The organism is Aeromicrobium chenweiae, assembly GCF_003065605.1.
GTDB lineage: Bacteria > Actinomycetota > Actinomycetes > Propionibacteriales > Nocardioidaceae > Aeromicrobium > Aeromicrobium chenweiae.
The window spans coordinates 3,308,806-3,333,860 of sequence record NZ_CP026952.1 but is presented as its reverse complement, the minus strand read 5'-3'; the positions used below and the strand labels follow the sequence as shown (position 1 = coordinate 3,333,860).

Annotated in this window: 23 protein-coding genes and 1 riboswitch; of the genes, 8 read left to right on the top strand and 15 right to left on the bottom strand. The window is 71.8% G+C overall.

Going from position 1 to position 25,055, the window contains the following annotated elements; translation table 11 throughout:
• Position 1: 1 nt before the first annotated feature.
• On the bottom strand, positions 2–817 hold the full coding sequence (locus C3E78_RS16225; protein WP_108580182.1) for an SCO6745 family protein: 816 nt from the start codon (positions 815–817) through the stop codon (positions 2–4).
• A gap of 20 nt (positions 818–837) precedes the next feature.
• Positions 838–1,674, bottom strand: a complete 837-nt coding sequence (locus C3E78_RS16220) for an SCO6745 family protein (protein ID WP_108580180.1) — start codon at positions 1,672–1,674, stop codon at positions 838–840.
• A 42-nt stretch (positions 1,675–1,716) separates the two neighbouring features.
• Between C3E78_RS16220 and C3E78_RS16215 the strand changes: the two genes are divergently transcribed.
• A complete protein-coding gene (locus tag C3E78_RS16215) occupies positions 1,717–2,754 on the top strand; it encodes an NADP-dependent oxidoreductase (protein WP_108580178.1) in 1,038 nt (345 codons plus the stop codon).
• A gap of 85 nt (positions 2,755–2,839) precedes the next feature.
• Here C3E78_RS16215 and C3E78_RS16210 read toward each other — a convergent pair whose 3' ends face one another.
• The 5 genes from C3E78_RS16210 to C3E78_RS16190 are packed head-to-tail and all read right to left on the bottom strand — an operon-like array spanning position 2,840 to position 7,770.
• Entirely contained in the window at positions 2,840–4,327 is a 1,488-nt protein-coding gene (locus C3E78_RS16210) for a precorrin-2 C(20)-methyltransferase (protein WP_108580176.1), read from the bottom strand.
• Complete coding sequence (locus C3E78_RS16205; RefSeq protein ID WP_108580174.1) at positions 4,324–4,989, bottom strand: precorrin-8X methylmutase; 666 nt, start codon at positions 4,987–4,989, stop codon at positions 4,324–4,326. The genes C3E78_RS16210 and C3E78_RS16205 overlap by 4 nt, the downstream gene beginning before the upstream one ends.
• Positions 4,986–5,861: a sulfite reductase subunit beta gene (locus C3E78_RS16200; protein ID WP_108580172.1), complete on the bottom strand. Its 876-nt coding sequence runs from the start codon at positions 5,859–5,861 to the stop codon at positions 4,986–4,988. Before C3E78_RS16200 ends, C3E78_RS16205 begins: the two co-directional genes overlap by 4 nt.
• Before the next feature lie 36 nt (positions 5,862–5,897).
• A complete protein-coding gene (locus tag C3E78_RS16195) occupies positions 5,898–6,368 on the bottom strand; it encodes a universal stress protein (RefSeq protein ID WP_108580170.1) in 471 nt (156 codons plus the stop codon).
• Between the two features lie 28 nt (positions 6,369–6,396).
• On the bottom strand, positions 6,397–7,770 hold the full coding sequence (locus C3E78_RS16190; protein WP_108580168.1) for an APC family permease: 1,374 nt from the start codon (positions 7,768–7,770) through the stop codon (positions 6,397–6,399).
• A 109-nt stretch (positions 7,771–7,879) separates the two neighbouring features.
• Positions 7,880–8,015, top strand: a riboswitch (cobalamin riboswitch).
• Between the two features lie 26 nt (positions 8,016–8,041).
• On the opposite strand from C3E78_RS16190, the gene C3E78_RS18665 reads away from it, so the two are divergent.
• Genes C3E78_RS18665 through cobF form a run of 3 tightly spaced genes read left to right on the top strand, consistent with a single transcriptional unit; the run spans position 8,042 to position 12,422 of the window.
• Positions 8,042–8,413 carry a hypothetical protein gene (locus tag C3E78_RS18665; protein WP_243834203.1) on the top strand — a complete coding sequence of 124 codons (372 nt, stop codon included), beginning with the start codon at positions 8,042–8,044 and terminating at the stop codon, positions 8,411–8,413.
• A complete protein-coding gene (gene cobN, locus C3E78_RS16185; RefSeq protein WP_243834202.1) occupies positions 8,407–11,661 on the top strand; it encodes a cobaltochelatase subunit CobN in 3,255 nt (1,084 codons plus the stop codon). Before C3E78_RS18665 ends, cobN begins: the two co-directional genes overlap by 7 nt.
• Complete coding sequence (cobF, locus tag C3E78_RS16180; protein WP_108580166.1) at positions 11,658–12,422, top strand: precorrin-6A synthase (deacetylating); 765 nt, start codon at positions 11,658–11,660, stop codon at positions 12,420–12,422. Before cobN ends, cobF begins: the two co-directional genes overlap by 4 nt.
• Before the next feature lie 10 nt (positions 12,423–12,432).
• Here the strand turns inward: cobF and C3E78_RS16175 are convergent, their stop codons facing one another.
• Complete coding sequence (locus tag C3E78_RS16175) at positions 12,433–13,875, bottom strand: MFS transporter (RefSeq protein ID WP_108580165.1); 1,443 nt, start codon at positions 13,873–13,875, stop codon at positions 12,433–12,435.
• Positions 13,876–14,035: 160 nt separating this feature from the next.
• On the opposite strand from C3E78_RS16175, the gene C3E78_RS16170 reads away from it, so the two are divergent.
• Positions 14,036–14,722: a TetR/AcrR family transcriptional regulator gene (locus C3E78_RS16170; protein ID WP_235833673.1), complete on the top strand. Its 687-nt coding sequence runs from the start codon at positions 14,036–14,038 to the stop codon at positions 14,720–14,722.
• A gap of 13 nt (positions 14,723–14,735) precedes the next feature.
• On the opposite strand, the gene C3E78_RS16165 is transcribed toward C3E78_RS16170, so the two are convergent.
• Complete coding sequence (locus tag C3E78_RS16165) at positions 14,736–16,547, bottom strand: glycosyltransferase family 2 protein (RefSeq protein ID WP_108580161.1); 1,812 nt, start codon at positions 16,545–16,547, stop codon at positions 14,736–14,738.
• A gap of 129 nt (positions 16,548–16,676) precedes the next feature.
• On the opposite strand from C3E78_RS16165, the gene C3E78_RS16160 reads away from it, so the two are divergent.
• Both C3E78_RS16160 and C3E78_RS16155 read left to right on the top strand, forming a co-directional pair.
• Positions 16,677–17,069: a MerR family transcriptional regulator gene (locus C3E78_RS16160; RefSeq protein ID WP_108580159.1), complete on the top strand. Its 393-nt coding sequence runs from the start codon at positions 16,677–16,679 to the stop codon at positions 17,067–17,069.
• 8 nt (positions 17,070–17,077) lie between these two features.
• A complete protein-coding gene (locus C3E78_RS16155) occupies positions 17,078–18,064 on the top strand; it encodes an aldo/keto reductase (protein WP_108580156.1) in 987 nt (328 codons plus the stop codon).
• A gap of 6 nt (positions 18,065–18,070) precedes the next feature.
• Here C3E78_RS16155 and C3E78_RS16150 read toward each other — a convergent pair whose 3' ends face one another.
• Both C3E78_RS16150 and C3E78_RS16145 read right to left on the bottom strand, forming a co-directional pair.
• On the bottom strand, positions 18,071–18,721 hold the full coding sequence (locus tag C3E78_RS16150) for a DUF2461 domain-containing protein (RefSeq protein WP_268916158.1): 651 nt from the start codon (positions 18,719–18,721) through the stop codon (positions 18,071–18,073).
• 10 nt (positions 18,722–18,731) lie between these two features.
• Entirely contained in the window at positions 18,732–19,571 is an 840-nt protein-coding gene (locus C3E78_RS16145; RefSeq protein ID WP_108580154.1) for a helix-turn-helix transcriptional regulator, read from the bottom strand.
• A gap of 101 nt (positions 19,572–19,672) precedes the next feature.
• Here C3E78_RS16145 and C3E78_RS16140 point away from each other — a divergent pair, with 101 nt between their 5' ends.
• The gene (locus tag C3E78_RS16140) at positions 19,673–20,683 is read left to right on the top strand and encodes an aldo/keto reductase (protein WP_108580152.1); all 1,011 of its coding nucleotides are present in this window, start codon (positions 19,673–19,675) and stop codon (positions 20,681–20,683) included.
• Positions 20,684–20,780: 97 nt separating this feature from the next.
• On the opposite strand, the gene C3E78_RS16135 is transcribed toward C3E78_RS16140, so the two are convergent.
• From C3E78_RS16135 to C3E78_RS18525, 4 genes are read right to left on the bottom strand one after another with little or no spacing between them, the layout of a single operon-like run.
• On the bottom strand, positions 20,781–21,740 hold the full coding sequence (locus tag C3E78_RS16135) for an NADPH:quinone oxidoreductase family protein (protein ID WP_108580150.1): 960 nt from the start codon (positions 21,738–21,740) through the stop codon (positions 20,781–20,783).
• Positions 21,741–21,773: 33 nt separating this feature from the next.
• On the bottom strand, positions 21,774–22,991 hold the full coding sequence (locus tag C3E78_RS16130; protein WP_108580148.1) for a S8 family serine peptidase: 1,218 nt from the start codon (positions 22,989–22,991) through the stop codon (positions 21,774–21,776).
• On the bottom strand, positions 22,988–24,370 hold the full coding sequence (gene eccB / locus C3E78_RS16125) for a type VII secretion protein EccB (protein ID WP_108580146.1): 1,383 nt from the start codon (positions 24,368–24,370) through the stop codon (positions 22,988–22,990). The genes C3E78_RS16130 and eccB overlap by 4 nt, the downstream gene beginning before the upstream one ends.
• 3 nt (positions 24,371–24,373) lie before the next feature.
• Positions 24,374–25,048: a hypothetical protein gene (locus C3E78_RS18525; protein WP_108580144.1), complete on the bottom strand. Its 675-nt coding sequence runs from the start codon at positions 25,046–25,048 to the stop codon at positions 24,374–24,376.
• Positions 25,049–25,055 lie beyond the last annotated feature (7 nt).

The window sequence follows — 25,055 nt, the reverse complement described above, 5'->3', positions numbered from 1 at the left end:
GTCAGTGCCCCGTCGGGTCGATCCCGGCGGCCACGATCTGCTTGGACGCCTGCACGGCCAGGGGTGCGACCGACGCGAGGTGCTGCGCCGCCTCTGCGCTGATCCCGGCCGAGGTGGCCCGGTCGGTGTCGGACTCGATCTGCGTCCGCGCGGCGACGCCCTCCGGGGTGATCGCGTCGCCGGCATCGATCCAGCCGCGGTCGCGCAACCGTGCGGCCGCGGCTGCCCACTCCTCGTCGGTCCAGCCCCGCAGCTGCTGCTGCCCGGTCATCGCCAGCCCGGCCGCGACCGCGAGGACGTTCGCCTCGACGCCATCGATGCCCGCCGCCGTCAGGACCGCGACGTGCGAGTCGCCGCGGTACTCCCGCAGGGCGGACGCCGCGTGCCACGCCGCGCCGAGGTCGTCCTCGGGGACGGGCAGGCCGACGTGACCCGCCGCCAGAGGCCGCCCGGCCAGGTCGAGCCCGGGCAGCGCGGCCTGGAGCCCGGCAGCGAGGGCCGCCACGTCGACGCCCTCGAACCCGGGTGCGATCGTCCGCCGGGCCAGGTCGTAGCGGGCGTCGAGGATGTCGTCGCGGGACGCCATCGCCCAGGCGCTGGGCAGCGCACGGTGCACCATGCGCGGGGCGAATCCGTGGAACGCCGCGAGGACCACCTCCGGGCCCGGTGCTCCCAGCGCGACCGACCGGGACGCGAAGTAGCCCATCCACGAGCCCTTGAGGCCGACCTGCTCGAACGTCGCCTTCGCGTCGGGCGCGAAGTAGACGACGTGGTGGATCGTCTCGACGGCGTGCCAGAAGCTTCTGCGGAGGATCACCGGACCAGTGTGGCCCAGGCTCAGGGTCGCGGCACCCCGGTCGGGTTGGGGTACGGGAGCGCGCCGATCTGCTCGACGCGCCGGGCGACCTCGACGAGCGCGCCCTCCGCGGTGATGGCCCGGGCGGTCGCCTCCCGGTCGAAGCCCGCGGCGCACACCCGGTCGGTCGTGTCCTCGATCTGCGCCCGCGCCGCACGTCCGGTGTCGGTGATCGTCCCCGTCACGTCGACCCAGCCGCGAGCGCCGAGACGGCCGATCGCCGACTCCCACTTGTCCGACGACCAGCCGCGGCACGTCCGCTGCTCCGGCGGCACCAGCCCGGCGGCGGCCGCGAGGGCGTTGGCCGCGCAGCCGTCGAGGCCGGCAGCGGTGAGCACGGCGACGTGGCAGTCGCCGCGGTACTCGCGGACGACGGTGGCCGCGTGCGACAGACGGCCCACCTCGTCGTCCGGCGCCGGGAGGTCGGCATGCGCGGCGGCCAGGGGCTTGCCGGCGAAGTCGAGACCCTCGAGCAGCAGCGTCAGGGCGCGGACGAGCGTCGCAGTGTCCGATCCCTCGAGCGCCGGGGCGAGAGCCTCGCGAGCGAGGTCGTACCGGGTCGTCAGGACGTCGTCGCGTGACGCCATCGACCAGGCGTCGGGGAGCGCCCGCTCGATGACGGCCGGGGCGAAGCCGTGGAACAGGGCGGTCACGGTCCTCGGGGACGGTGTCCCGAGCGCGGCGGAACGCGACGCGACGTAGCCCATCCAGTAGCCCTTGAGGCCGACCGCCTCGTACTTCTCCTTCGCGCCCGGAGCGAAGTAGACGACGTCGTGGATGGCCTCGATCGCCCGCCAGAAGGGCCTGCTCTGCGTCATGGGCCCAGTGTCGCCCACCCCCCGCCGGTAGTGTCGGCAGGGATGACTGACACCACGCAGAACACCCGGATCCTGCTCGCCTCGCGTCCCCACGGGGAGCCCACCGCGGACAACTTCCGCCTCGAGACCGTCCCGATGCCACAGCCGGGCGAGGGTGAGGTCCTGCTCCGAACCATCTACCTGTCGCTCGACCCGTACATGCGCGGGCGGATGAACGACGCCAAGTCGTACGCCGCGCCGGTCGAGGTCGGCGCGGTCATGGAGGGTGGCACGGTCGCGGAGGTCGTGGAGTCGCGCGACCCCTCGCTCGCCGTCGGTGACGTCGTGCTCTCCCACCTGGGCTGGCAGGCGTACGGCATGCAACCCGCCCGCCAGGTCCGCAAGCTCGACCCCCAGCGGGCCCCGGTCTCCACCGCGGTCGGCGTGCTCGGCATGCCCGGCTTCACGGCGTACGCGGGACTGCTCGAGATCGGCAAGCCGCAGCCCGGCGAGACCGTCGTCGTGGCGGCCGCGGCAGGACCCGTCGGCTCGGCCGTGGGCCAGATCGCCCGCATCAAGGGCGCCCGCGCCGTCGGCATCGCCGGCGGCCCCGAGAAGGTCGCCTGGCTCGAGGAGCTCGGCTTCGACGTCGCGCTGGACCACCGCTCGCCCACGTTCAAGGACGATCTCAAGGCCGCGGTGCCCGACGGCATCGACGTCTACTTCGAGAACGTCGGCGGCCACGTCTGGGACGCCGTGCTGCCGCGCCTCAACACGTACGCGCGCGTGCCCGTGTGCGGCCTGGTCGCTCACTACAACGAGACGGAGGCGGCGCCCGGACCGGACCGCATGCCGCGGCTCATGCAGACGATCCTGACCAAGAGCCTGACCATCCGGGGGTTCATCCAGACCGAGTTCGTCAAGGCGCACTACAAGGACTTCCAGCACGAGGCGGCCGGCTGGATCGCGGACGGCTCGCTGCAATACAAAGAGGACGTCGTCGAGGGGCTCGAGAACGCCCCCGAGGCCTTCTTCGGCCTGCTCACGGGCAAGAACTTCGGCAAGCTGCTCGTGCAGGTCGGCGACGACCCCACGCTCTGACCCGGAAACCAGCCCAGATCTGCGGGGTTCTGCACGTTTCCTGCCCCTCGGAACGGTGCAGGACCCCGCAGATCTGGGTCGGGCGCTAGGGGGTCGAGCGGGGGGTCCAGGCCTGGCCTCGCGCTGTGGTCCTGGTTGCGCTCGCGCCGACGATCAGCAGGCACTTCATGTCGATCGAGTCGGCGTCGAGGTCGCCGAGCGTCGTGACGGTGAGCGACTCCTCCGCGCGACCGACGTCGCGTCCGACGACCACGACCGTCTCGGGGGGACGGTGCTCCAGCAGGACGCGCCGCATGTCGGCGACCTGCGTCGTCCGCGACCGTGAGCGAGGGTTGTAGACCGCGAGGACGAGATCGGCGTCGGCGACCGCGCGCAGACGCTGCTCGATCAGGGCCCACGGCTTGAGCCGGTCCGACAGGCTCATGACCGCGAAATCGCCGCCGATCGGCGCGCCGGCACGGGCCGCGACGACCTGCACCGCGGACAGCCCGGGCAGCACCCGGATCGGCACGTCGGCGTACGCCGCGTCCTCCGCCGCCTCGAACACCGCGGCAGCCATGCCGAAGATGCCCGCGTCGCCGCCCGACACGACCGCGACCCGCTCGCCCTTGAGCGCGAGGTCGAGGGCCAGACGGGCCCGGTCGACCTCGACGGTGTTGCCCGAGGAGTGCCGGGTCAGGCCCTCGCGCTGCGGGACCCGGTCGACGTACGGCGCGTAGCCGATGACGTGCTGGACGTCGGCCAGCGCCGCGGAGACCTCGGGCGTCAGCCAGCGGTCCGGACCCGGACCGAGCCCGACGACCAGGACCTCGGCGACCGTGGCGGCCGTCACCGGAGCGGACGCCACCACCACCGGCTTGGTGTCGCCGGGGACGACGATGAGCGAGAAGTACGGCACGGACGCCGGGTCGACGTCCGCGACCGGCAACCAGCGCTCCTCGGGCATCGAGGCCCGCTCGACGTACAGCGCACCGTCCAGCCGGCCCGCCTGGCGCAGCGCCGAGACGACGGCGGGGAACGTGCGACCGAGCTTCATGATGATGGCGCCGTCGGTGTCGGCCAGGCGCCGGGCGAGCTCCGGCTCGGGCAGCGTGCCGGGCAGGATCGTCAGGACGTCGGTGAGCCGGACGAGGGGCGAGGCCACCGCGGCGGTGGCCGCGGCGAAGGCCGGCACGCCGGGCACGACCTCGGTCTCGAACCGGTCGGCGAGGCGGTCGTGCATGTACATGTACGACCCGTAGAACAGCGGATCGCCCTCCGCGAGGATCACGACCGTCCGGCCCGCCTCGAGGTGGGCGGCGAGCCGGCCCGCGCACTCCTCGTAGAACGCCGCCATCGCGCCGGCGTACCCGCCGGGGTGGTCGGTGGTGCCCGTCGTGACGGGGTACTGCAGGACCTCCTCCGTCACGCCGGCGGGGAACAGGCCGGCCGCGATGCGCCGCGCGTTCGACTGCTTGCCGACGCCTTGGTGGTACGCGATGACGTCCGCGGACTCGATGAGTCGCGCAGCCTTCAGCGTGATCAGCTCGGGGTCGCCCGGTCCGAGGCCGACGCCGTACAGGCGGCCGGTCACTCCTTCTCCTGGGCCAGCGCGTTGATCGCCGACGCGGCCATCGCCGACCCGCCGCGCCGGCCGCGGACGGTCAGGAACGGGATGTCGAGATCGGCACGCAGCTCGGCGAGCCCGGCCAGGGCGTCCTTGGACTCGGCGGCGCCGATGAACCCGACCGGGGTCCCGATGATCGCGGCGGGACGCGGTGCGCCGTCGAGCAGCATCTCCAGGAGGTGGAACAGCGCCGTGGGGGCGTTGCCGAATGCCACGACGGCGCCCTCGAGCCGGTCCTCCCACAGCGACACCGCCGCCGCGGAGCGGGTCGTGCCCCACGCGGCGGCGAGGCCGGGCACGCGCTCGTCCCGCAGCAGGCAGAGCACGTCGTTGTCCTTCGGCAGACGGGCCCGCGTCACGCCGGACGCGACCATGGTGGCGTCGGTCAGGATGGGCGCCCCGGCCTGCAGTGCGCCGCGGGCGGCCGTCACGAGGCGCTCGTGCACCACGAGGTCGTCGGTGAGGTCGGTCTGTCCGCACGCGTGGACCATGCGGACCGCGATCTTCTCCGCGTCCGCCGGCAGGTGGGACAGGTCGGACTCGGCCCGGATCGTCGCGAACGAGTCGACGTAGATCGCCGCCCCGTCGTCGACGTAGTCGAAGTGGCGGGACGGGCGGTTGAGTCTCATTCGATGTCCAGGTCGGGGAGCAGGATGCTGCGCCATGGCGTCACGATGACCTCCTCGGCCCAGTGGCCGGTGACGGCCTCGACGAGGTCCCGCCTCAGCCGGCCGTCGGGCACGGTCACGTGCTCGGTTTCCAGGTGGCCGCCCTGGGCGATGATGCCGTACGGCAGCGGGAGCGCCGTGACCTGGGTGCGGACGTCGCGCGCGTGGTGCTGGCCGAGGAGCTCGGCCCCTCCTCGGGGCAGCTCGTCGACGTGCCACAGGGCGGTGTCGCCGGTTCCGGCCCCGTCGAGGAAGCGCATCGCGTAGGCCACGAGCGCCTCTGCCGCCTCGTCGATCGCGACCACCTCGCCCCAGTGGTGGGTGCCGACCCGCAGCTGGACGTGCGCGGGGTCGACCGCCGTGACGCCGAGGTCGAGGGAGCGGGCGCCGATGTCGCCGCGCCCGTCGTCCAGGACAAACAGGAACCGTCCGGCGAGGCGCGCCAGCTCCGGCTCGGCGCAGATGCGGCGGTCGAGGTCGGTCGCGAGCCCCCGCAGATCGGCCTGGCCGCCGACGCGTCCGGTGAGCGGCGAGACCATGATGTTGCGCACCAGCTCGTGGCTGGGAGAGGGCAGGAAGCCCGCGTCCGTGAGCGCGTCGACCAGCTCGGGGGACACGCAGCCGTCCTCGTGGGCGATGCCCCGCAGCTGCAGGTTGGTGCGCTTGGTCAGCAGCACCGAGCCGTCGGCGTGCTTCTCCGCGATGTCCACCAGGGCCGGCAGCGACCTCGCCGGCAGCATCCCGCCGACCAGCCGCAGGCGCACGATCGCGCCGTCGTCGGCGATCCACGGGCGCAGCACGCCGGGGCAGCGGTCGGTGTACGTGCGGCTCACCGGGTCATCGTACGGACGTCTGCGCAGCAGCGCGCCTCACTTGTGCTTGGCGGCCTTGGCCGGCTTCTTGGTCTTGGCCCCCGGACGGACCACCAGCACGGGGCAGGTCGCGTTGTTGAGGACCTTGTGCGCGACCGAGCCCATCAGGACGGCCTCGGCGCGGCTGCTCTGGCTCGCGATGACGATGAGCCCGGCGTCCTTCGCCTTCGCGGCACGGACGATCTCGGTGGCGGCGTTGCCGCTGCGGACGTGGGTCGTGATCCTGGGTCCCCACCCCTCCAGGATCGCGGCGGCGTCCTTGGTGGCCTGCTTCGCGGCGTCGCGGAAGGACATCTCGGCGTCGTCGTAGCCCTTCGTCGCCTCGCCGGCGAAGGGCACGGCGGCGAGGGGGCTGAGCACGGCGATGACGCCGATGGACGTGATCGCGTCGGGGTCGGCGAAGCTGCGCAGGTAGCGCGCGGCGCGCACTGACTGCTGGGAACCGTCGGTGGCGATGATGACGTGCATGGACTCTCCTTGGTCGGGCGGTGGACGCTCAGGTGGGGGACACGGGTTCGTCGACGTGGGGGGCCGATCGCTTCATCACGGCGTTGTTGACGAAGTACAGGACGACTCCCACCGCGAGGATGCCGCCGCACCAGACGAGCGATCCCGGATCGTCGACCACGGTGTACACGAGGATCCCGGCGTTGGCGACAGCTCCGATCCAGAGCAGGACGGTCGGGGCGGTGTAGTGGTCGTGGTCGAGGGGGGAGCCGCGCAGCTTCAGGGCGGAGACGCAGACCATCCCGTAGACGACGATCAGGAACAGCACCGTGACGGTCGCGAGGCGGTCGACGTCGGCGGTCACGAGCAGCAGGCACACCAGCGCGGAGGTGAAGAGGATCGCGACCCACGGGGTGTGGCGGCTTGAGTGCGTACGAGCGAAGACGCGCGGCAGCACGCCCTGGCGCGCCATCCCGTACATGATGCGTGACTGGGCGACCAGCGAGACCAGTGTGGTGTTGGTGACCGCCACCAGGGCGATCGCCGAGAACACCAGCTCGGGGATCGCGACCGGGCCGGCCTGCACCACGGTCAGGAGGCTGCCGCTCTCGCCCTCGTCGGCGGTGAGGTCGCCGAGCGGCGTCACCATCGCGGCGATGAACGCGATGAGGATGTAGAGCACCCCGGCGAGGGCCATGCCGCCGAGGAGGGCCTTGGGGAAGACCTTGCTCGGCTCGCGGGTCTCCTCGGCGATGTTCGCCGCGTTCTCGAACCCGGTCATCGCGAAGAAGGCGAGGGCGACACCGCTGAGCACGACGAGCGCGGGATTGCCGCCGTTGAGCTCGAACGGCGTCGAGAAGTCCGCATCGCCCTCGGCCAGGACGGTCCCGCCGATGACCAGGATGATCAGCAGTCCGGTCGTCTCGATCAGGGTCATGACCATGTTGGCCCACACCGACTCCGTGATGCCGCGGAAGTTCAGCAGCGACAGCACCGCGATGAACGTGATCGCGACGACGGCCACGGGGATGCCGTCGACGAACTCCTTGAAGTAGATGCCGCCGAAGACCCGCGCCAGCGTGCCGGCCGCCGCGATCGTGGCGGCCAGCAGGCAGAACGCCACGAGGAACGTCAGGGCGCGGTTGCCGAACGCCTTGTGCGCGTAGAGGGCCGCCCCGGCCGCCTGCGGATACTTCGTGATCAGCTCGGCGTACGCGAAGCCCGTCAGCAGCGCGATCGTGACGCCGACGGCGAACGAGATCCAGAACGCCCCGCCGACCGTGAACGCCATGACGCCGATGAGGGCGTAGATCCCCGAGCCGAGGACGTCGCCCAGGACGTAGAAGAAGAGCAGACGACCCGTGATCGAGCGCTCAAGGTCCGAGGGGGGTTCCGCTGGGGTCGTCCGGGCCTGGTCCGTCATGGGGAGCTCCCTGGGTCGTTCGCCCCATGGTTGCGTCGCCGTGAGGGGTGCGCAACCCCTGGGACAGGGTGTTCTTCCGGCCAGGAGCGGCGGCCGAACGAGCCCCGGGTGCTCGCCGACCCCTTAGGCTGGTGCCCTCTCGTCGCACGACCTCAGGAACCCGGTGCGAGTCCGGGGCGGTTCCGCCACTGTTTCGTCGAATTGATTCGACCCAGCCAGACACTGACCGTGCGACGTCCAACCCAACGGGGCGAGAACCCCGAGGAGGAACATGACGCGCATTGCGCTGCTGTCCACGTCCGACACCGACCTGTTGTCCGCCAGGGCGTCGGGCGCGGACTACACGTACGCGAACCCCGCCAGGCCGGGTCACACCGCGATGGCGGCCGCGATCGAGTCCGCGGACCTGGTCGTCGCACGCATCCTCGGGTCACCGCAGGACCTGTGCCCCGGATTCTGGCGCATCCGCGACCTCGGCAAGCCGATCGTGGTGCTCGGCGGTGAGCGGACCCCCAACGCGGAGCTCATGGAGCAGTCGACGGTGCCGATCGGCATCGCGGCGGACGCCCACGTGTACCTCGCCGAGGGGGTCCGGCCAATCTCGCGCAGCTGCACGCGTTCCTCTCCGACACCCTCTTGCTGACCGGCGAGGGGTTCGACCCGCCCGCCGTGCTGCCGGACTGGGGGGTGGCGGCGCGGCCCCACGCGTCGGAGGACGGTGCCAGGCCCAGGATCGGGGTGCTGTACTACCGCGCCCACGAGGCGTCCGGCAACAGCGGCTTCGCGCACTCGCTGGCCGATGCGATCGACGCGACGGGCAAGGCCGTCGGCGTGCCGGTCTTCAGCTCCTCGCTGCGGGCGGCCCCCGACGCCTTGTTCGCCGAGCTGGCCGGGCTGGACGCCCTGGTCGTCACGGTGCTCGCGGCCGGTGGCACCAGGCCCGGCACCGTGAGCGCCGGCGGTGACGACGAGTCGTGGGACGTCGAGCGCATGAAGGCCCTCGACATCCCGATCCTCCAGGGGCTGTGCCTGACGTCGAGCCGCGAGGAGTGGGAGGTCTCGGACGACGGCGTCACGCCGCTGGACTCGGCCAACCAGATCGCGATCCCGGAGTTCGACGGCCGCATCATCACGGCGCCGTTCTCGTTCAAGGAGATCGACGAGGACGGGCTGCCGCGCTACGTCGCGGACCCCGAGCGCAGCGCCCGGGTCGCCGGCATCGCCGTGGCGCACGCCCGGCTGCGCCACATCGCGCCGCAGGACCGCAAGATCGCGGTGATGCTCTCGGCGTACCCGACCAAGCACTCGCGGGTCGGCAACGCGGTGGGTCTCGACACGCCGGTCTCCGCCGTCCGGCTGCTGCGGCGCATGCGGGACGCGGGGTACGACCTGGGGGCGCCGGGCGACGTCCCGGGCCTGGACCTCGAGGACGACACCGAGGCGGGCGACGCGCTGATCCACGCCCTGATCGCTGCCGGCGGCCAGGACGAGGAGTGGCTGACGAGCGCCCAGCTCAGCACGAGCCACGTCCGCATCCCCGCCGCCCGGTACGCCGAGTGGTTCGCGGACTTCCACCCGGACCTGCAGGCGGCGATGACCGCGACGTGGGGCGCTGCGCCCGGCGAGCTGTTCGTCACCGGCGAGCACGAGATCGTGCTCGCGACCATCACCGCGGGCAACCTGGTCATCCTGATCCAGCCGCCGCGCGGCTTCGGCGAGAACCCGGTCGCGATCTACCACGATCCCGACATGGCGCCGTCGCACCACTACCTCGCGGCGTACCGCTGGCTCGAGAATGCTCCGGAGCGCGGCGGTTTCGGCGCCCACGCGGTCGTGCACCTGGGCAAGCACGGCTCGATGGAGTGGCTGCCGGGCAAGAACGCCGCCCTCTCGGCCGCGTGCGCGACCGACGCCGCGATCGGCAACCTGCCGCTGATCTACCCGTTCCTCATCAACGACCCTGGTGAGGGCGCGCAGGCCAAGCGCCGTGCCCACGCCACGATCGTGGACCACCTCATCCCGCCGATGGCGCGCGCCGAGTCGTACGGCGACATCGCCAAGCTGGAGCAGCTGCTCGACGAGCACGCGAACATCGCAGCGATGGACCCGGCCAAGCTGCCGGCGATCCGCGCGCAGATCTGGACGCACATGCGTGCCGCGCAGATGCACCAGGACCTCGGGCTGGAGGAGCGGCCGGGTGACGAGGAGTTCGACGACTTCATCCTCCACGTCGACGGCTGGCTGTGCGAGGTCAAGGACGCGCAGATCCGCGACGGACTGCACGTGCTCGGGCAGGCGCCGGAGGGCGAGGCGCGGGTCAACCTCGTCCTGGCGATCCTGCGCGCGACCCAGATCTGGGGCGGGGACGCCGGGTCGCTTCCCGGGCTGCGCGCAGCCCTGGGCCTCAAGGACCCGGCAGGCGCAGCGATCGCGTCCACGCGGGACGTCGACGCGATCGAGACGCAGGCGAAGGCGCTCGTGCAGGCCATGGAGGACGCGAAGTGGTCGCCGTCCGCGGCCGAGACGCTGCACGACGATCCCGACGTCGTCCGCATCCTGCAGTTCGCGGCGCAGGAGGTCGTGCCGCGCCTGGCGAGGACGTCCGACGAGCTGGACGCCGTGCTGCACGCCCTCGACGGGGGGTTCATCCCCGCGGGCCCGTCCGGGTCGCCGCTGCGGGGGCTGGTCAACGTCCTGCCGACGGGCCGCAACTTCTACACCGTCGACCCGAAGGCCGTCCCGTCGCGCCTCGCGTGGGAGACCGGGCAGGCGATGGCCGACTCGCTGATCGAGCGGCACCTCGCCGACACCGGGACGTACCCGCGCTCGGTGGGGCTCTCGGTGTGGGGCACGTCGGCCATGCGGACGTCCGGCGACGACATCGCGGAGGTCCTCGCGCTGATCGGCGTCGAGCCGCGGTGGGACGAGGCCTCCCGCCGGGTCAACGGGCTGCGGGTCGTGCCGCTGGCCGAGCTGGGCCGCCCGCGCATCGACGTCACGGTCCGCATCTCCGGGTTCTTCCGCGACGCGTTCCCGCACGTCATCGCGATCCTCGACGACGCGATCTGCGAGGTGGCCGGCCTCGACGAGCCGGACGAGCAGAACTACGTCCGCGCCCACGCCCGCAGCGACCTGGCCGAGCACGGTGACGTCCGCCGCTCCACGACGCGCATCTTCGGCTCGAAGCCCGGGTCGTACGGCGCAGGCATCCTGCAGGTCATCGAGGCCGGCAACTGGCGCGACGACAACGACCTGGCGGAGGTCTACACCGCGTGGGGCGGGTTCGCGTACGGCCGGGACCTCGACGGTGCGCCGGCGGCGGACGACATGCGCGCCAGCTACCGGCGCATCGCGGTCGCCGCCAAGAACATCGACACGCGCGAGCACGACATCGCCGACTCCGACGACTACTTCCAGTACCACGGCGGGATGGTGGCGACGGTCCGGGCGCTGAGCGGGCAGGACCCCAAGGCGTACGTCGGCGACTCCACGACCCCGGACGCGGTCCGCACCCGCACGCTGCAGGAGGAGACGACGCGGGTGTTCCGTGCCCGCGTCGTGAACCCCCGGTGGATCGGGGCGATGCAGCGCCACGGCTACAAGGGGGCGTTCGAGCTGGCCGCGACGGTCGACTACCTGTTCGGCTTCGACGCCACGACCGGCGTCGTCCACGACTGGATGTACGAGACCCTCGCCCAGGAGTACGTGCTGGACGAGGTCAACCAGGCGTTCATGAAGACGTCCAACCCCTGGGCGCTGCGCGGGATCATCGAGCGGCTCAACGAGGCCGCGGAGCGCGACCTGTGGGCCGATCCCGACCCGGACCTGCTGGCGAGGATGCAGCAGGTCTACCTCGACGTCGAGGGCGACCTGGAGGACCAGGCCCCGTGAGCGACGGCAGGCGGCGGATCCGGGTCATCGGCATCGGCGCCGGGCACCCGGACCAGGTCACCGTGGAGGCGGTCGAGGCGCTGCGGTCGGTCGACTACTTCATCACCGCGGACAAGGGCGACGACGACCCGTTGCTCGCGGCACGGGAGGCGCTGCTCGCCCGGCATCTCGACGTCGTGCCCCCGGTCGTCGCGGTGCGCGACCCGGAGCGCGACCGCGCGCCGCGCGACTACGACCGAGCGGTCGTCGACTGGCACGACGCGCGCGCCTCGGCGTACGAGGAGGTCCTGCTGGAGCGCGAGGGTGATGCGGGTTTCCTGGTGTGGGGTGATCCGGCGTTCTACGACTCGACCATCCGCATCGTGCAGAAGGTGCTCGCTCGCGGGACGGTCGACGCGGGCTGGGACGTCGTCCCGGGCATCTCCAGCCTGCAGATGCTGGCCGCGCGGCACCGGATCGTGCTGCACGAGATCGGCCAGCCGATCGTCGTCACCACCGGACGGCGTCTGCGGGAGGCGATCGACTCGGGGGCGGACAACGTCCTGGTGATGCTCAACGCCGGGCTGGACGAGCTGGGCTCGGTGCTCGCGTCGCGGGGCGAGGACTGGCTGATCTGGTGGGGCGCCAATCTCGGCACGCCGGACGAGTCGCTGGTCGCCGGCCGCGTCGCGGACGTCCTGCCGACGATCCAGGGCGCCCGCGACGACGCCAGGTCCTCCGCGGGGTGGGTCATGGACGTCTACCTCCTGCGCCTCGCCTGACCCCACGCGATCAGTGCTCGTCCGTGCTGTGCGAGTCGGTCAGCGTGAGCGCCCCGCAGGCCGCGACGAGTCCGACGACCACGGCGAGCACGGCGTACGTGATCCGCTCCCCGTGGAAGAACGAGTCCACGAGCGCGTGGCTCCACGTCCCGGCGGGCAGCTGTGAGGTCACCAGCACCGCGATGAGGGTGCCGACCACCGCGGTGCCGACACTGGTGCCGACCTCCTGCGCGGTGTCGTTGAGCGCCGTGCCGATCGACGTGCGGTTGGCCGGCATCGCCTCGACGAGGGCGACGGCGCAGATCGTCATCACGGTGCGCAGGCCGATCGTCATGACGACCATCGCGACTGCGATCGGGGCGTAGCCGTGCGCGACTCCCCAGGCCAGACCCGCGAGCGCGCCGGCCATGAGGGCGGCACCCACCAGGCAGGCGATCCGGTGCCCGAAGCGTCGGGCGAGCCACTCCGACACCGGCGTCGCGACGACCATCGTCACGATGAGCGGCAGGTTGGCCAGGCCCGCGCGCATCGGGCTCCAGCCGTACGCGTACTGGAAGTGCAGGATCAGCCCGAACATCACGCTGGCCAGCGCGATCGACGTGCCGATCTGTGCGATGGCCGCACCGCGGACGGTCCCGTTCGTGAACAGCCCGAGGTCCAGCATGGGTGCTGCGCTGCGGCGCTCGTGCCGCACGAAGGCGATGCCGGCGGCGAGGGCGCCGAGGACCGCCGCGATGGTGAGGACCGAGAGCCAGCCGTGCTCGACGCCGCTGGTCAGTGAGTAGCAGGCCAGGCCGATCGTGGCGATGCTCAGCACCGCGCCCGGCAGGTCGAGCGCCTCGTCCGTCAGGTCCTCGGGTCGGTCGGCCGGGACGCCGAGACGTACGCCGATCGCGGCGATCAGGGCGATCGGCGCGTTGACGATGAGCAGCCACTCCCACCGGACGTGGGTCAGCGCGGTGCCGCCGAGCAGCGGGCCGAGGATGAAGCCGGACATGCCGACGACGATCATCAGCGTCATGGCGCGCATGCGCAGCGCCTGGTCGTCGAACAGCCGGAACACCAGCGAGTTGGTGATGGGGGCCATCGCCGCAGCGGCGAGGCCGAGGGTCGCCCGGAGCGCGATGAGCTCTCCGGAGGTCGTGACGGCGACGACGCACAGGCTGATGAGCCCGAAGCCGGCGAGCCCGACGAGGAGGACGCGTCGTCGGCCGAGCCGGTCGGCCATCGAGCCCGCCGTCAGCAGGAGGCCGCCGAACGTCAGCGAGTACGCGCCGGTGACCCACTGGAGCGCGGTCGTCCCGCTGCCGAGATCACGGCCGATCGTGGGCAGCGCGATCGTCAGCAGGGTGTTGTCGACCATCTCGACGAAGAACGCGAGGCACAGGGCGGCGAGGGGGATCCAGGCCGCTCGCAGCGACCGGTAGGTGGTGGGTGGAGACGTGGTGGCCATGGGGCACCTCTTCCTATCGAACGCCGTTCGACTACCGAACGACGTTCGATACAATAGAACAACGTTCGGTCTTGGGCAAGGGTCTGGTTGAATGAGCCCCATGGCATCTCCGCGGACGGGTCCGGAACGAGCGGGGCGCCCGGCGCGAGCAGAGCGCCCCGTGCGTCAGGACGGCGGGCGCCGCCGCGCCTCGCACTCGATGGAGGCCGTCCTCAACGAGGCGGTGGCCCTGCTCGACGAGGCGGGTGTCCCGGCCCTCACCTTCCGTGCCCTCGCGGCGCGCCTGGGCGGCGGCGTCGGCAGCATCTACTGGTACGTCGCGAGCAAGGACGAGCTGCTCGACCGCGCTGCCGATCACGTCCTGGCAGGGGTCCTGGCCGACACCGAGGACGTCGGCGAGGGCGACGACCCGATCGCCGACCTCCGGACGATCGCAGTCAGGATGTTCGACGCGATCGCGGTCCGTCCCTGGCTGGGTGCGTACTTCATGCGCGACAGCGGCATCCAGCCCCACATGATGCGGCTCTACGAGCGCCTGGGCCAGCAGATACTGCGTCTGGACCTGACGACGCGTCAGCGGTTCGACGCGGTCTCCGCGGTCATCGGGTACGTCGTCGGGACGGCCGCCGACATGGGGCAGGAGCCGCCGCGGGAGGTCGCCGAGGGGGAGCTCACCCGGGAGGAGTACCTCGGCCACTGGGCCGACCAGTGGCGGGCACTGGATCCCGAGGCCTACCCGTTCGTCCACCACATCGTCGAGGAGTTCGCCCACCACGACGACACCGCGCAGTTCCGGGCCGGCCTCGACCTGCTCCTGGCCGGGTTGCGGCTCCAGGCCGAGGGCTGACCGCCCGGCCGCCTCAGGAGGGCCGGCGTGTGCGCAGGAAGCTCACGATCTGCTCGGCGTAGGCGTCGAAGGTGAACTGATCGCGTTGTGACCACACGCTCTTGCGGAGCTGGTCGAGCCGGTCGCCGTCCCTCAGTGACCTCAGGAGGTCGGCCGGCTCCCGCCACGTGAACCCGAGGTCCAGCTCACGGATCAGCCGCTCGCTCGCGACGACCGACCCGGCGCTGTCGCGCTGGATCATCGGGATGCCCGCCGCGGCGTACGTGCCGATCCGCGCCGGGTAGTTCAGGTCGCCCCACGTGGCGGCGTGGAGGTCCCCGCCGTTGGTGCTCCGTACGTCGTGGAGCCAGCCCGCGTCGTACTGGGAGAACTCGCTGACCCAGTCCTCCTGGTCGACCTGCGGGTGCAGGTGCAGGTGGTGCGGCGCCACGCGACGCACGTCGCTCACCCAGTCCCGCATCTGGGCGTGGCCCTTCTCGCTGTACACGTGCAGGTGCACGTCGTGACGGGCGAGCACCTCGACGACCTCGGGCGGCGGGCCCATGGGTCGTCCCGCGATCACGGTGTGCAGCTGGCCGTCCCGCTCGGAGATCCGTGGCGACTGCTCCCCCAGGAGCCACTCGGCCTTGGGCAGGTCGCCGTCGACGACCCGGCTGGGGACGGCCGTGCTGGCCGGGACGGTGGCGTGGAACCAGTCCCTCAGCTCCGGGCTGGAGTAGATCACGCCGTCGCTGCGCGTGTGCAGGTCCACCAGCATCGGCCAGTGCCCGTGCTGACGGCTGAACCACGGTCCTTCCTTGAAGTGCCACACGAACGGGATCCCGAGGTCGGCGGTCAGGACCGAGTGCACGAAGGGGACGGCCTGCCAGTTGAGCAGCCCGTAGATCACGTCCGGCGCCAGGTCGCGGACGGCGTCCTGCCACCCGTCGCGGGGCACCTCCGTCACGTGCCCGAACGGGACCGGACCGACGGTGTTGAACCAGTGCGGGCCGTCGGTCCACAACCCGTACAGCTCGTGACCTCGCTCGGCCAACGTGAGCACACGGTCAGGATTGTGGGCCAGCTCGCCGACCAGGAGGATGCGCAGGCCGTCGGCGGCTCGGGGGACCCGTGGCCGGTCCCGGAACCTGCGGTAGTGCTCGACCTCGTCGTGCAGGTGGCCGACGGTGCTGTGGAACCGCAGGGGCCCCGGCACGGAGTAGCGCGACCGGTAGGGGTTGATGCCGCCCCAGGGCTCACGCATGCGCCGATGCCGCTGGTCGGGGTGGGACGTCCAGGTGGCGGTGACCCGGCCGGTCGAGGTGGGCGAGCCGGCTGCCAGCAGCCGGTCCCACAGCATGCGGTCGAGGTCGTCGGTGGTCAGCTCGTCGCGCTCGATCCAGCGATCCGGCGTGCGGCGGTGCATGACCTGGACCAGCTGGAGGGGCTCGTCCGCGATGCGGCCGACGGACAGGCGGTCCGTGTCGTGCCGGAGCCCCGTCACCGCCAGAGGTGCCGCCGGGTCGCCCTCCAGGGCGGCGACGAGCGACGACAGGTGCTCGGTGTGCATCACGTCGTCGGCGGGCAGATAGGTCACCAGTGGCGCGGACGTGAGGTCGAGCCCGCGGTTGAGAGCCGCGCCCAGCCCGCGGTTGACCGGGTCCTCGACGATCGTCACGCGCGGGTCTTCCAGGGCTGCCGCCGCGGCTGTGGCGGTGTCGCCGGGGGAGCCGTCCGCGACGACCACGCACTCCCAGTCGGTGAAGCTCTGGCGCTGCAGGCTCTGCAGCGCTGCCGGCAGCCACGCCTCCTGGTCGAAGACCGGCACCACGACCGCCACCTGCATCGACGTCTCCCTCCCGTGCACGACGCACGAGCGGTGCGCGCCGGACTGATACCCGGACCGGTCCTGGCCGATACGTCACAGCCGCGCGACTCTTGACCTGGAGCGCGCTCCAAGGGTCATGCTGGGGTCATGACCGTCACCGAAGTTCCTGCGGAGGGGCTCACGATCAGCGCGGCCGCGCAGGCCAGCGGACTCAGCGTCGACACCCTCCGCTACTACGAGAAGGAGGGGCTGACCCTCCACCGTCCCGGCCGGTCAGCGTCCGGCCAGCGGCGGTACACCGAGGAGAACGTCCGGTGGCTCGGGACGCTCGTGATGCTGCGCCGGACCGGCATGCCCATCCGCGACATCAAGAGATTCGTCGAGCTCTACCGGGTCGAGGGCAGCGAGGCCGACCGCCTGGCGATCCTCCAGGCCCACCGGGTGCACGTCCTCGAGCAGCTCGACGAGGTGCAGACGCACCTGACGGCCATCAACCACAAGATCGACTACTACACCGCAGCCGTGACCGAGGGGACGTGAGTGGGCAGATGAAGACGACCGCATGGGGCAGTCAAGGCCTCGAGGCGAGCATCGAGGGACTGGGCGCGATGGGGATGTCCGCGTTCTACAGCGGACGGGACGACGAGGAGTCGGCCGCGACGCTCCGTCGCGCGCTCGACCTCGGCGTCAGCCTCATCGACACCGCCGAGATGTACGGCCCGTTCCTCAACGAACAGCTGATCGGCCGCACGATCGGTGACCGGAGCGACGAGTACGCGCTGGCCACCAAGACCGGCGTCGAGATCGGCGACGACGGTTCGCGCGGCGGGCCGAACGGCTCGCCGGCGTACCTGCGTAAGGCCCTCGAGCGCTCCCTGCGCAACCTGGGCCGCGAGACCATCGACCTGTACTACATCCACCGCGTCGACCCCAGCACGCCGATCGAGGAGACGTTCGGGGCGATGGGCGAGTTCGTCGCCGAGGGCAAGGTTCGCTACCTCGGCATCTCCGAGGCGTCCCCGGAGACGATCCGTCGGGCGCACGCGACGCATCCGTTGACCGCGGTGCAGACCGAGTACTCGCTGTTCGAGCGCTCGCCCGAGGTGAACGGCGTCCTGGACACGACGCGCGAGCTGGGCATCGAGTTCGTCGCCTACTCACCGCTCGGCCGGGGTGTGCTGACCGGTCGGATCGCGTCGACCGAGGATCTCGATGCGGACGACTTCCGCCGTGCGAGCCCGCGCTTCAGCGACGAGAACCTCGCCGCGAACCTGTCCGTCGTCGACAAGGTGCGGGCCCTGGCCGAGCAGAAGGGCGTCACACCCGGACAGCTTGCCCTCGCGTGGGTGCTCCACCAGGACGGGGTCGTCGCGATCCCGGGCACGAAGCGGCGCACGTACCTCGAGGAGAACGTCGCCGCAGCGGACGTCGAGCTCACGGCTGACGACCTCGCGGCGCTGGACGCGGCAGCGCCCGTGGGTGTCGCGGCGGGCGAGCGCTACCCCGACGAGGCGCTCAAGGGCCTGACGATCTGACTGCGGTCAGGCCCGGGCGTGGGTCAGGACCCACTCCACGAGCGGCGTGACCTCATGCCAGTCGGCACGCACCCGGTCCAGCAGCTCTGAGGTGTGGATCACCGGCTCGAAGCCGTACGACTTCCCGACGTTGAGCGACCGGTGCCGCAGCAGGTGGATGCGGGGGTGGTCGACGTCGTACCCGCGCGGTGCCGTCTTCAGCCGATCGCCGCCGATCTCCCAGCCGGCGGACCCCAGCGCGGCGAGGACGTCCTCGAGCTCCTTGCCGTGACGCTGGTGGACGATCGCCTCGCGGATGCTGGCCAGCCGCGCGGGTGACGCCTCGTAGAAGCCTGACCCGACGCGCACGCCGGGGGCGCCCACCTGCACGTAGTAGCCGGTCGACGGGCCCTTGGCGACGAACGCGCCCTGGTGGGTCTTGTACGGCGTCTTGTCCTTCGCGAACCGGACGTCCCGGTAGGGCCGGTAGATCTTGGCGTCCCCGAACTCGTCCGCCAGCGCGGCGGCCAGCGCCTTCATCGGCGCCGCGACGGCCGTCGCGTAGACGTCCTTGTGGGCCTCCCAGAAGGTCTTGGTGTTGTCCATCTCGAGGTCGTCGTAGAAGTCCAGCGCCGCCTCGGGGAATCCGGTGAACGGGGTGCTCGTCGAGGGTGCCACGCACCCGAGACTACGCGTCGACGCTCTGCTCGCCGAGGACGGCCAGCAGGCGCAGCTTGCCGTGCGCCTCGGTGCCCGGCGCGGCGCCGAGGATCACGAGCCGCTGCCCGTCCTCGCTCGTCGCCATGGTCTCGCAGTCGAGCTGGAGGACCCCCACCTGTGGGTGGTTGAAACGTTTCGTGGTCAGGTGCTTGACGCCGACCTCGTGGCGGGCCCAGATCTCGGCGAACTCCGGGCTCTGGGCCAGCAACGCGTCGACCAGCTCGGTGATGTCAGGGTCCTGGTGGCGCCGCGACCAGGTGGCGCGCAGGTCGGCGACCCGCACCCTGCTGTGCATCGCGCGGTCCTCGGCGAGGATCTGGTCCTGGGCCCCCGGCTGGGTGAACCACTGGTACGTCGAGCTGGCCTCGACCCCTTCCCGGCCGCGGTGCTCCCCCTGCAGCAGCAGCGACAGACGGTTCTGCGCGAGCACCACGTCGGTGTCGGAGCACACGAACGCCACGCAGTCCTCCAGCTGGTCGAGCACGTGCAGCAGCACGGGGCGGACGTGCGACGAGACGCCGACCCGCTCGGGGGCGGGGTGCCCGGCCAGACGGTGCAGGTGGTCGCTCTCGTCCCGGCTGAGGCGCAGCGTCCGGGCCAGGGCGCGCAGCATCTGGGTCGACGGCTGGGGGCTGCGGCCCTGCTCGAGACGGGCGTAGTAGTCGACAGACATGCCGGTCAGCTGCGCGACCTCCTCGCGCCGCAGTCCCGGAGCGCGACGCCGGGGTCCTGCCGTGAGGCCGACGTCGGCGGGTTGCAGGGCGTCTCGGCGGCGGACCAGGAAATCAGCCAGTGCATCGCGTTCCATGCGTCCATCATGACCCGGGACCACGGGCGTAAACAGGGATCGCCAGTCCGTGGTTGAGCGCTCCTCTTTGCCGGCCCGCGGATGCGGCGCACGGTGGAGCCATGACATCGACATCACACACACTCACCACCAAGACACTCGGCACCCTCGGCACGACACCCGCGATGGGCCTCGGCCTCATGGGGATGTCCGCCCTCTACGGACCGGCCGACCGCGACGAGAGCATCGCCACGATCCGTGCGGCGGTCGACGCCGGCATCCGGCTGCTCGACACGGGCGACTTCTACGGAATGGGGCACAACGAGCTGCTGCTGCGCGACGCCCTCCAGGGTGTCGACCGCGACAGCGTCGACATCAGCGTGAAGTTCGGCGCCCTCCGGGGCCCTGACGGCGGCTGGTACGGCTCCGACGCCCGCCCGGCGGCGGTCAAGACGTTCCTCGCGTACTCGCTCGAGCGGCTCGGCACCGACCACGTCGACATCTACCGGCCCGCCCGCCTCGACCCGTCCGTCCCCATCGAGGAGACGGTCGGCGCGATCGCCGAGATGGTCGAGGCCGGCTTCGTCCGCCACATCGGCCTGTCGGAGGTCGGCGCCGAGACGATCCGCCGCGCCCACGCGGTCCACCCCATCAGCGACCTGCAGATCGAGTACTCCCTGGTCTCGCGGGGCGTCGAGGGCGACATCCTCGACACCTGCCGCGAGCTGGGCATCGGTGTCACGGCGTACGGCGTGCTGTCACGTGGGCTGATCAGCGGCCACTACTCCCGGGACAACGTCCAGGCCAACGACTTCCGCTCGCACTCGCCCCGCTTCCAGGGTGAGAACCTGGACCGCAACCTCGCGCTCGTCGACGCGCTGCGCGGCGTCGCGGCCGACAGCGGCCTGACGGTCGCGCAGGCGGCGATCGCGTGGGTCGGGTCGCGCGGCGACGACATCGTCCCGCTGGTCGGCGCCAGGACCCGCGAACGTCTCACCGAGTCCCTCGGTGCCGCCGGCATCGCGCTCACGCCCGAGCAGCTGGGCGCGATCGAGGCCGCGATGCCGGTCGACGACGTGGCGGGCGCCCGGTACGCCGCCGACCAGATGGCGATGCTCGACAGCGAGCGCTGACCCCTCCGGGGGACAGAGGATGAGGGTTCGCGGTAGCCAGAGGTGACGAGAACCCTCATCGTCCGTCCGCCGCCCCCGGCCGGGATGGCGAGGGCGGTCAGATCGACAGCAGGACCTTGCCGGTCGCCCGGCGCTCCTCGAGCGTGAGCAGTGCCTGGCTCGCGTCCGCGAGCGGGAACGTCGGACCGACGACCGGGGCGAGCGCACCGCTCGTGAGGTGGGGCTCCATCGCGTCCCACTCCGCGGCGATCGCGCCGGGACGAGCCAGCACGGATGCGCCCCAGCCGACTCCCACCACGGAGACGTTGTTGAGCAGCAGCCGGTTGACCTTGACGGTGGGGATGTCGCCGGCGGTGAAGCCGATGACCAGCAGGCGGCCGTTCTCGGCGAGGCACCGCAAGGAGTCGGTGAATCGGTCGCCGCCCACCGGGTCGACGACGAGGTCGACCTTCCCGCGCGCGACGGTGGCGTCCTTGAAGCCGTCCGCCAGGACGAACTCGTCCGCCCCGGCCTCGAGGGCGATCGCTCCCTTCTCGGGGGTGGACGTCACGGCCACGACCCGGCCCGCGCCGAACGCCTTGGCGACCTGGATCGCTGCCGTGCCGATGCCCCCGGCGGCGCCGTGCACCAGGACGGACTCGCCCGGCTGCAGGTGACCGCGCTCGATGAGTGCGAAGTACGCCGTGCCGTAGTTGAAGATGAACGAGGCGCCCTGCTCGTACGAGACGGAGTCGGGCAGCTTGAAGGTCTCCGACGCGGGCGCCACCGCCTGCTCGGCGAACCCCCCGAGGAGGCACAGGGCGGCGACGCGGTCGCCCGGGACGAGGCCGGAGCCCTCCGGCGCGCTGATGACGTCGCCGGCGATCTCGGCCCCGGGGGTGAACGGCAGGTCGGGCTTCATCTGGTAGAGACCGCGGCTCTGCAGGACCTCGGGAAACGCAACGCCCGCCGCGCGGACGCGGATGAGGACCTGGCCGTCCGCCGGCACGGGGTCGGGGACATCGAGGAGCTCGACCGCCGCCGGCCCGTCGAGCGTGGTGATCTGGATCGCCTTCATGGTCGCGACCCTACCGCAGGACTAAGCGGATGCTTAGAAACGTCGCGGACCGTCCTGACGCCGTCGGCGAGCGCTCAACGGCCGAGCGACCAGCCCGACCGACAGCAGGGCGGTCGCGCCGAGCGCCCACCAGAGCAGCCGGGTGCGGGGGCCCTCCATCGGGTCGGTCTCGGCAGCGCCCGGCGTGATGCCGGCGTCGGTGGTCACCGGCACCGCCGACGTCCGCTTGGTGGGGGGCGCCGAGCTGGTGCCGGTGAGGGCGGCGATCGGCTGGATGCGGCCCCATCCCTCGCGGTCGTCCCGCTCGGTCAGGCGCGGACGATCCGCGGTGGACGTGATCCGGTTGATGATCTGGGCGGCGGAGTCCCGCGGGAACCGTTCGCGCAGCAGCGCGGCCAGTGCGCTCACGTACGGCGTCGAGTAGCTGGTGTACGGGTGGTCCAGGCCCACCAGGCAGTCGCCGTTGCCGTGGTACGTCGTCGGGACGTTCGCTCCCGGCGCCGACACGTCGACGTGCCTGCCATGGATCGACCAGTTGTCGACCCCGCCGCCGGGCCCGGCCGCAGCGACGCCCAGCACGCCCGGGAACCCGGCCGGGTACTGGACCTGCGTGTACGGACCGTCGATGCCACTGGGCTTGTTGCCCGCGGCCGCCACGACGACGATGTCCCGGCTCACCGCGAAGGCGACCGCGGACCTCAGCGCCTCGAGCTGGGGATCGCTCGGTCCGGTGCTGATCGAGACGTTGATGACGTCCACACCCTTCTGCTCAGCCGCCCAGCGGATGCCCTTGGCCACGTTCGCGGTCTTGACCTCGTTGTTGAGGACGTTCACCCGTACCGACAGCAGCGATGCGTTCGGGGCGGCGCCGATCAGCACGGACTTCTGCGGGAGGCGGCGGGCGCGGATGATCCCGGCCACCGCGGTGCCGTGCCCCTGCTGGTCCTCGAGGCCGGAACCGCCCACGAACGACTTCTGGCCCACCATCACCCCGTCGAAGTGCGGGTTCTTGGCGTTGACGCCGGAGTCGACCACCGCGACCGTGACGCCCTGACCGGTGGCGAATCGCCAGGCATCGGCGAAGCCGGTCTCCGCGAGATTGGCGTTGGCGGCAGCGTCACTGATCCAGCTGGTCTTGCCGACGGTGCACTTGCCGTCCGCCGCATCCGCCGTCGCGGGGGTGGCCGCGACGGCGGGAAGCGTGACGGAACCGGCCAGCACGAGGAGTGCCGCGGGCAGGACGCGTCTCATCCGACCGGCGCTGCGGCGGGCCGGGCGTCCGCCACCGGCGCCCCGGCCCGGTCGACGTCGAGGGCGGGGCCGTCCCGGAACAGCTCGGTCCAGGAGCGGGGGACCGGCACCGGTGCTACGCCGGCGTAGCCGAGGCGGCTCTGGGCGTCCTGCACGGAGTTCTTGGGCCCGATCGCGTAGCGCGTCGCGAGCGAGTCGATGAGGAACGCCGTGTCGATCGGGCCACCCGTGGCACGTGTCGTGCCATAGACCAGCGCTCCGCGGCCCTGCTGGACGTCGCTCGTGACGGTCGAGCCGCTGGGCGCGACCGACTGGTCCGTCGCGGCGGCGAGGTGGGCACGGCTGGTGGCCTGCGGATCCTCACCGCGCTCGAGGAGGAGGCACGGGGTCGTGTCGGTGTAGGGGGACGGGACGGATCCGGGCCAGTCCGCCGGGTAGGGCCGGTCCTCGCTCAGTGTCTTGAGCCGGCCGAGATCGGCCGGATCGAGGGTCTGCGGCTCGGGGTGCCCGTTCGGGCTGACGAGATAGACCTCGTACGCGAACTCGCTCAGGGGGACCAGGCCACCCTTCGCCAGGACGTACTTGCTGCCGCCGACGTCGACCGGCGTGCCGATCGTCTGGAGCCCCTCGACCCCCTGGTCGACCGGCTGGCCAATGTCCGGCACGGAGAACGCCGCGATCGGGCTGCCGACGGGGATCAGCTCGAGCCAGCTGTTGGGTGCCGGGAACGCCGTGGTGCGGTCGAGACCCAGCGCGCGCAGGATCGCTCGACCGGTCTCCCCGTCGGGCGGAACGGGGTAGCGGTGGGTGCCGGTCACGATCCAGTACTTGGCGTCGTCGCGGGACCGCACGACCAGGGCCGACCCGGATGAGCGCTTCGCGCCGGGGGACGTGTCCACGACGGTGCGCAGGCCGCCGTCCGCGTTGGTGCACGCGGTCCAGCCCTCCTGCACGAGCCGGTTGGCGGGCGGGATGTAGTCGGGGGCGTTGAGGATGCCGATCGCGTTGCGCTTGGGCTCCTTGACGAGGATGTCGTCGGGGACGTAGCTGATCTTCAGCTTGCCCTTGATCGCGAGGCGCGCCGAGGCGATGTTCGCCACGGGGTACAGCTCGTCGTCGTACATGAGGAAGCGGGAGCCGCTCTCCTTGCCGATGACCAGGCCGTTGTCGCGCCAGTCGTCGCTCACGGTCGGCTTGAGGACGCCGGTGACGGCGGCACCGGCCACGAGGATGCCGGCCAGGACCAGGCCACCGATGATCGTGCGACCGTAGCGGACGGGTTCGACCTCCCGTCCGCCCGGCGCTCCGCTCAGGAAGGCCGTGACCAGCCGTCGACGGTTGAAGTCGTGTGCCTCGACCAGGTCACGCTTGCTCGCCATGCGTCAGACGCGGTGGCGTGCGGCGTACGGGCGCTTGACCAGCACCCCGCCGACCACGATCAGGCCCAGTCCGAGGACCAGGACGGGCAGCTGTCCGGGGGATCCGGCAGCGGGCAGCTTGGCCTGCGGGCTGTCGGTCGGCGGGGTCGCGTCCCGCTGGAGGCCCTGCGGGGCGACGCCGGTGCCGAGGACCGGGTCGATGTTGGAGCCCAGGTCGCCGCTCTGCGACCCGGAGTCACCCGATCCGGGGTCGCTCTCACCCGTGTCGTCGCCCGGCGTGCTGTCGTCGTCCTCTTCCACGGTGCCGGGGGTGCCGGGATCGACGCCGTCACCCGGGGTGGGGGGGCGCGTCGGGGACGTCGGCGAGGGAGTCGTCGGCGCCGCGGTCGGGTCCCCGGGCGTCGGCGTCGGGGTCGTGGGGCTGGGGGTCGGGATCGTCATCGTGGGCAGCGTCGGCGACGGGGTCGGCGTCGGCGTCGTCTCGTCATCGTCGTCGTCCAGTGCGGCGGAGGGGATGGGGAGCCCGGAAGCCTGGGCCTGGGCGGGCACCTCCCCGGCGGCCTCGACCGCTGCGATGTCGGAGTCGGCGGCGTTCGCGATGCCGGGGAGCGCGAACGAGACCATGGCGAGTCCGAGGCCGATGGTGCCCGAGGCGGCGATCTTGCGAGCGGTGTTCATGATTCTC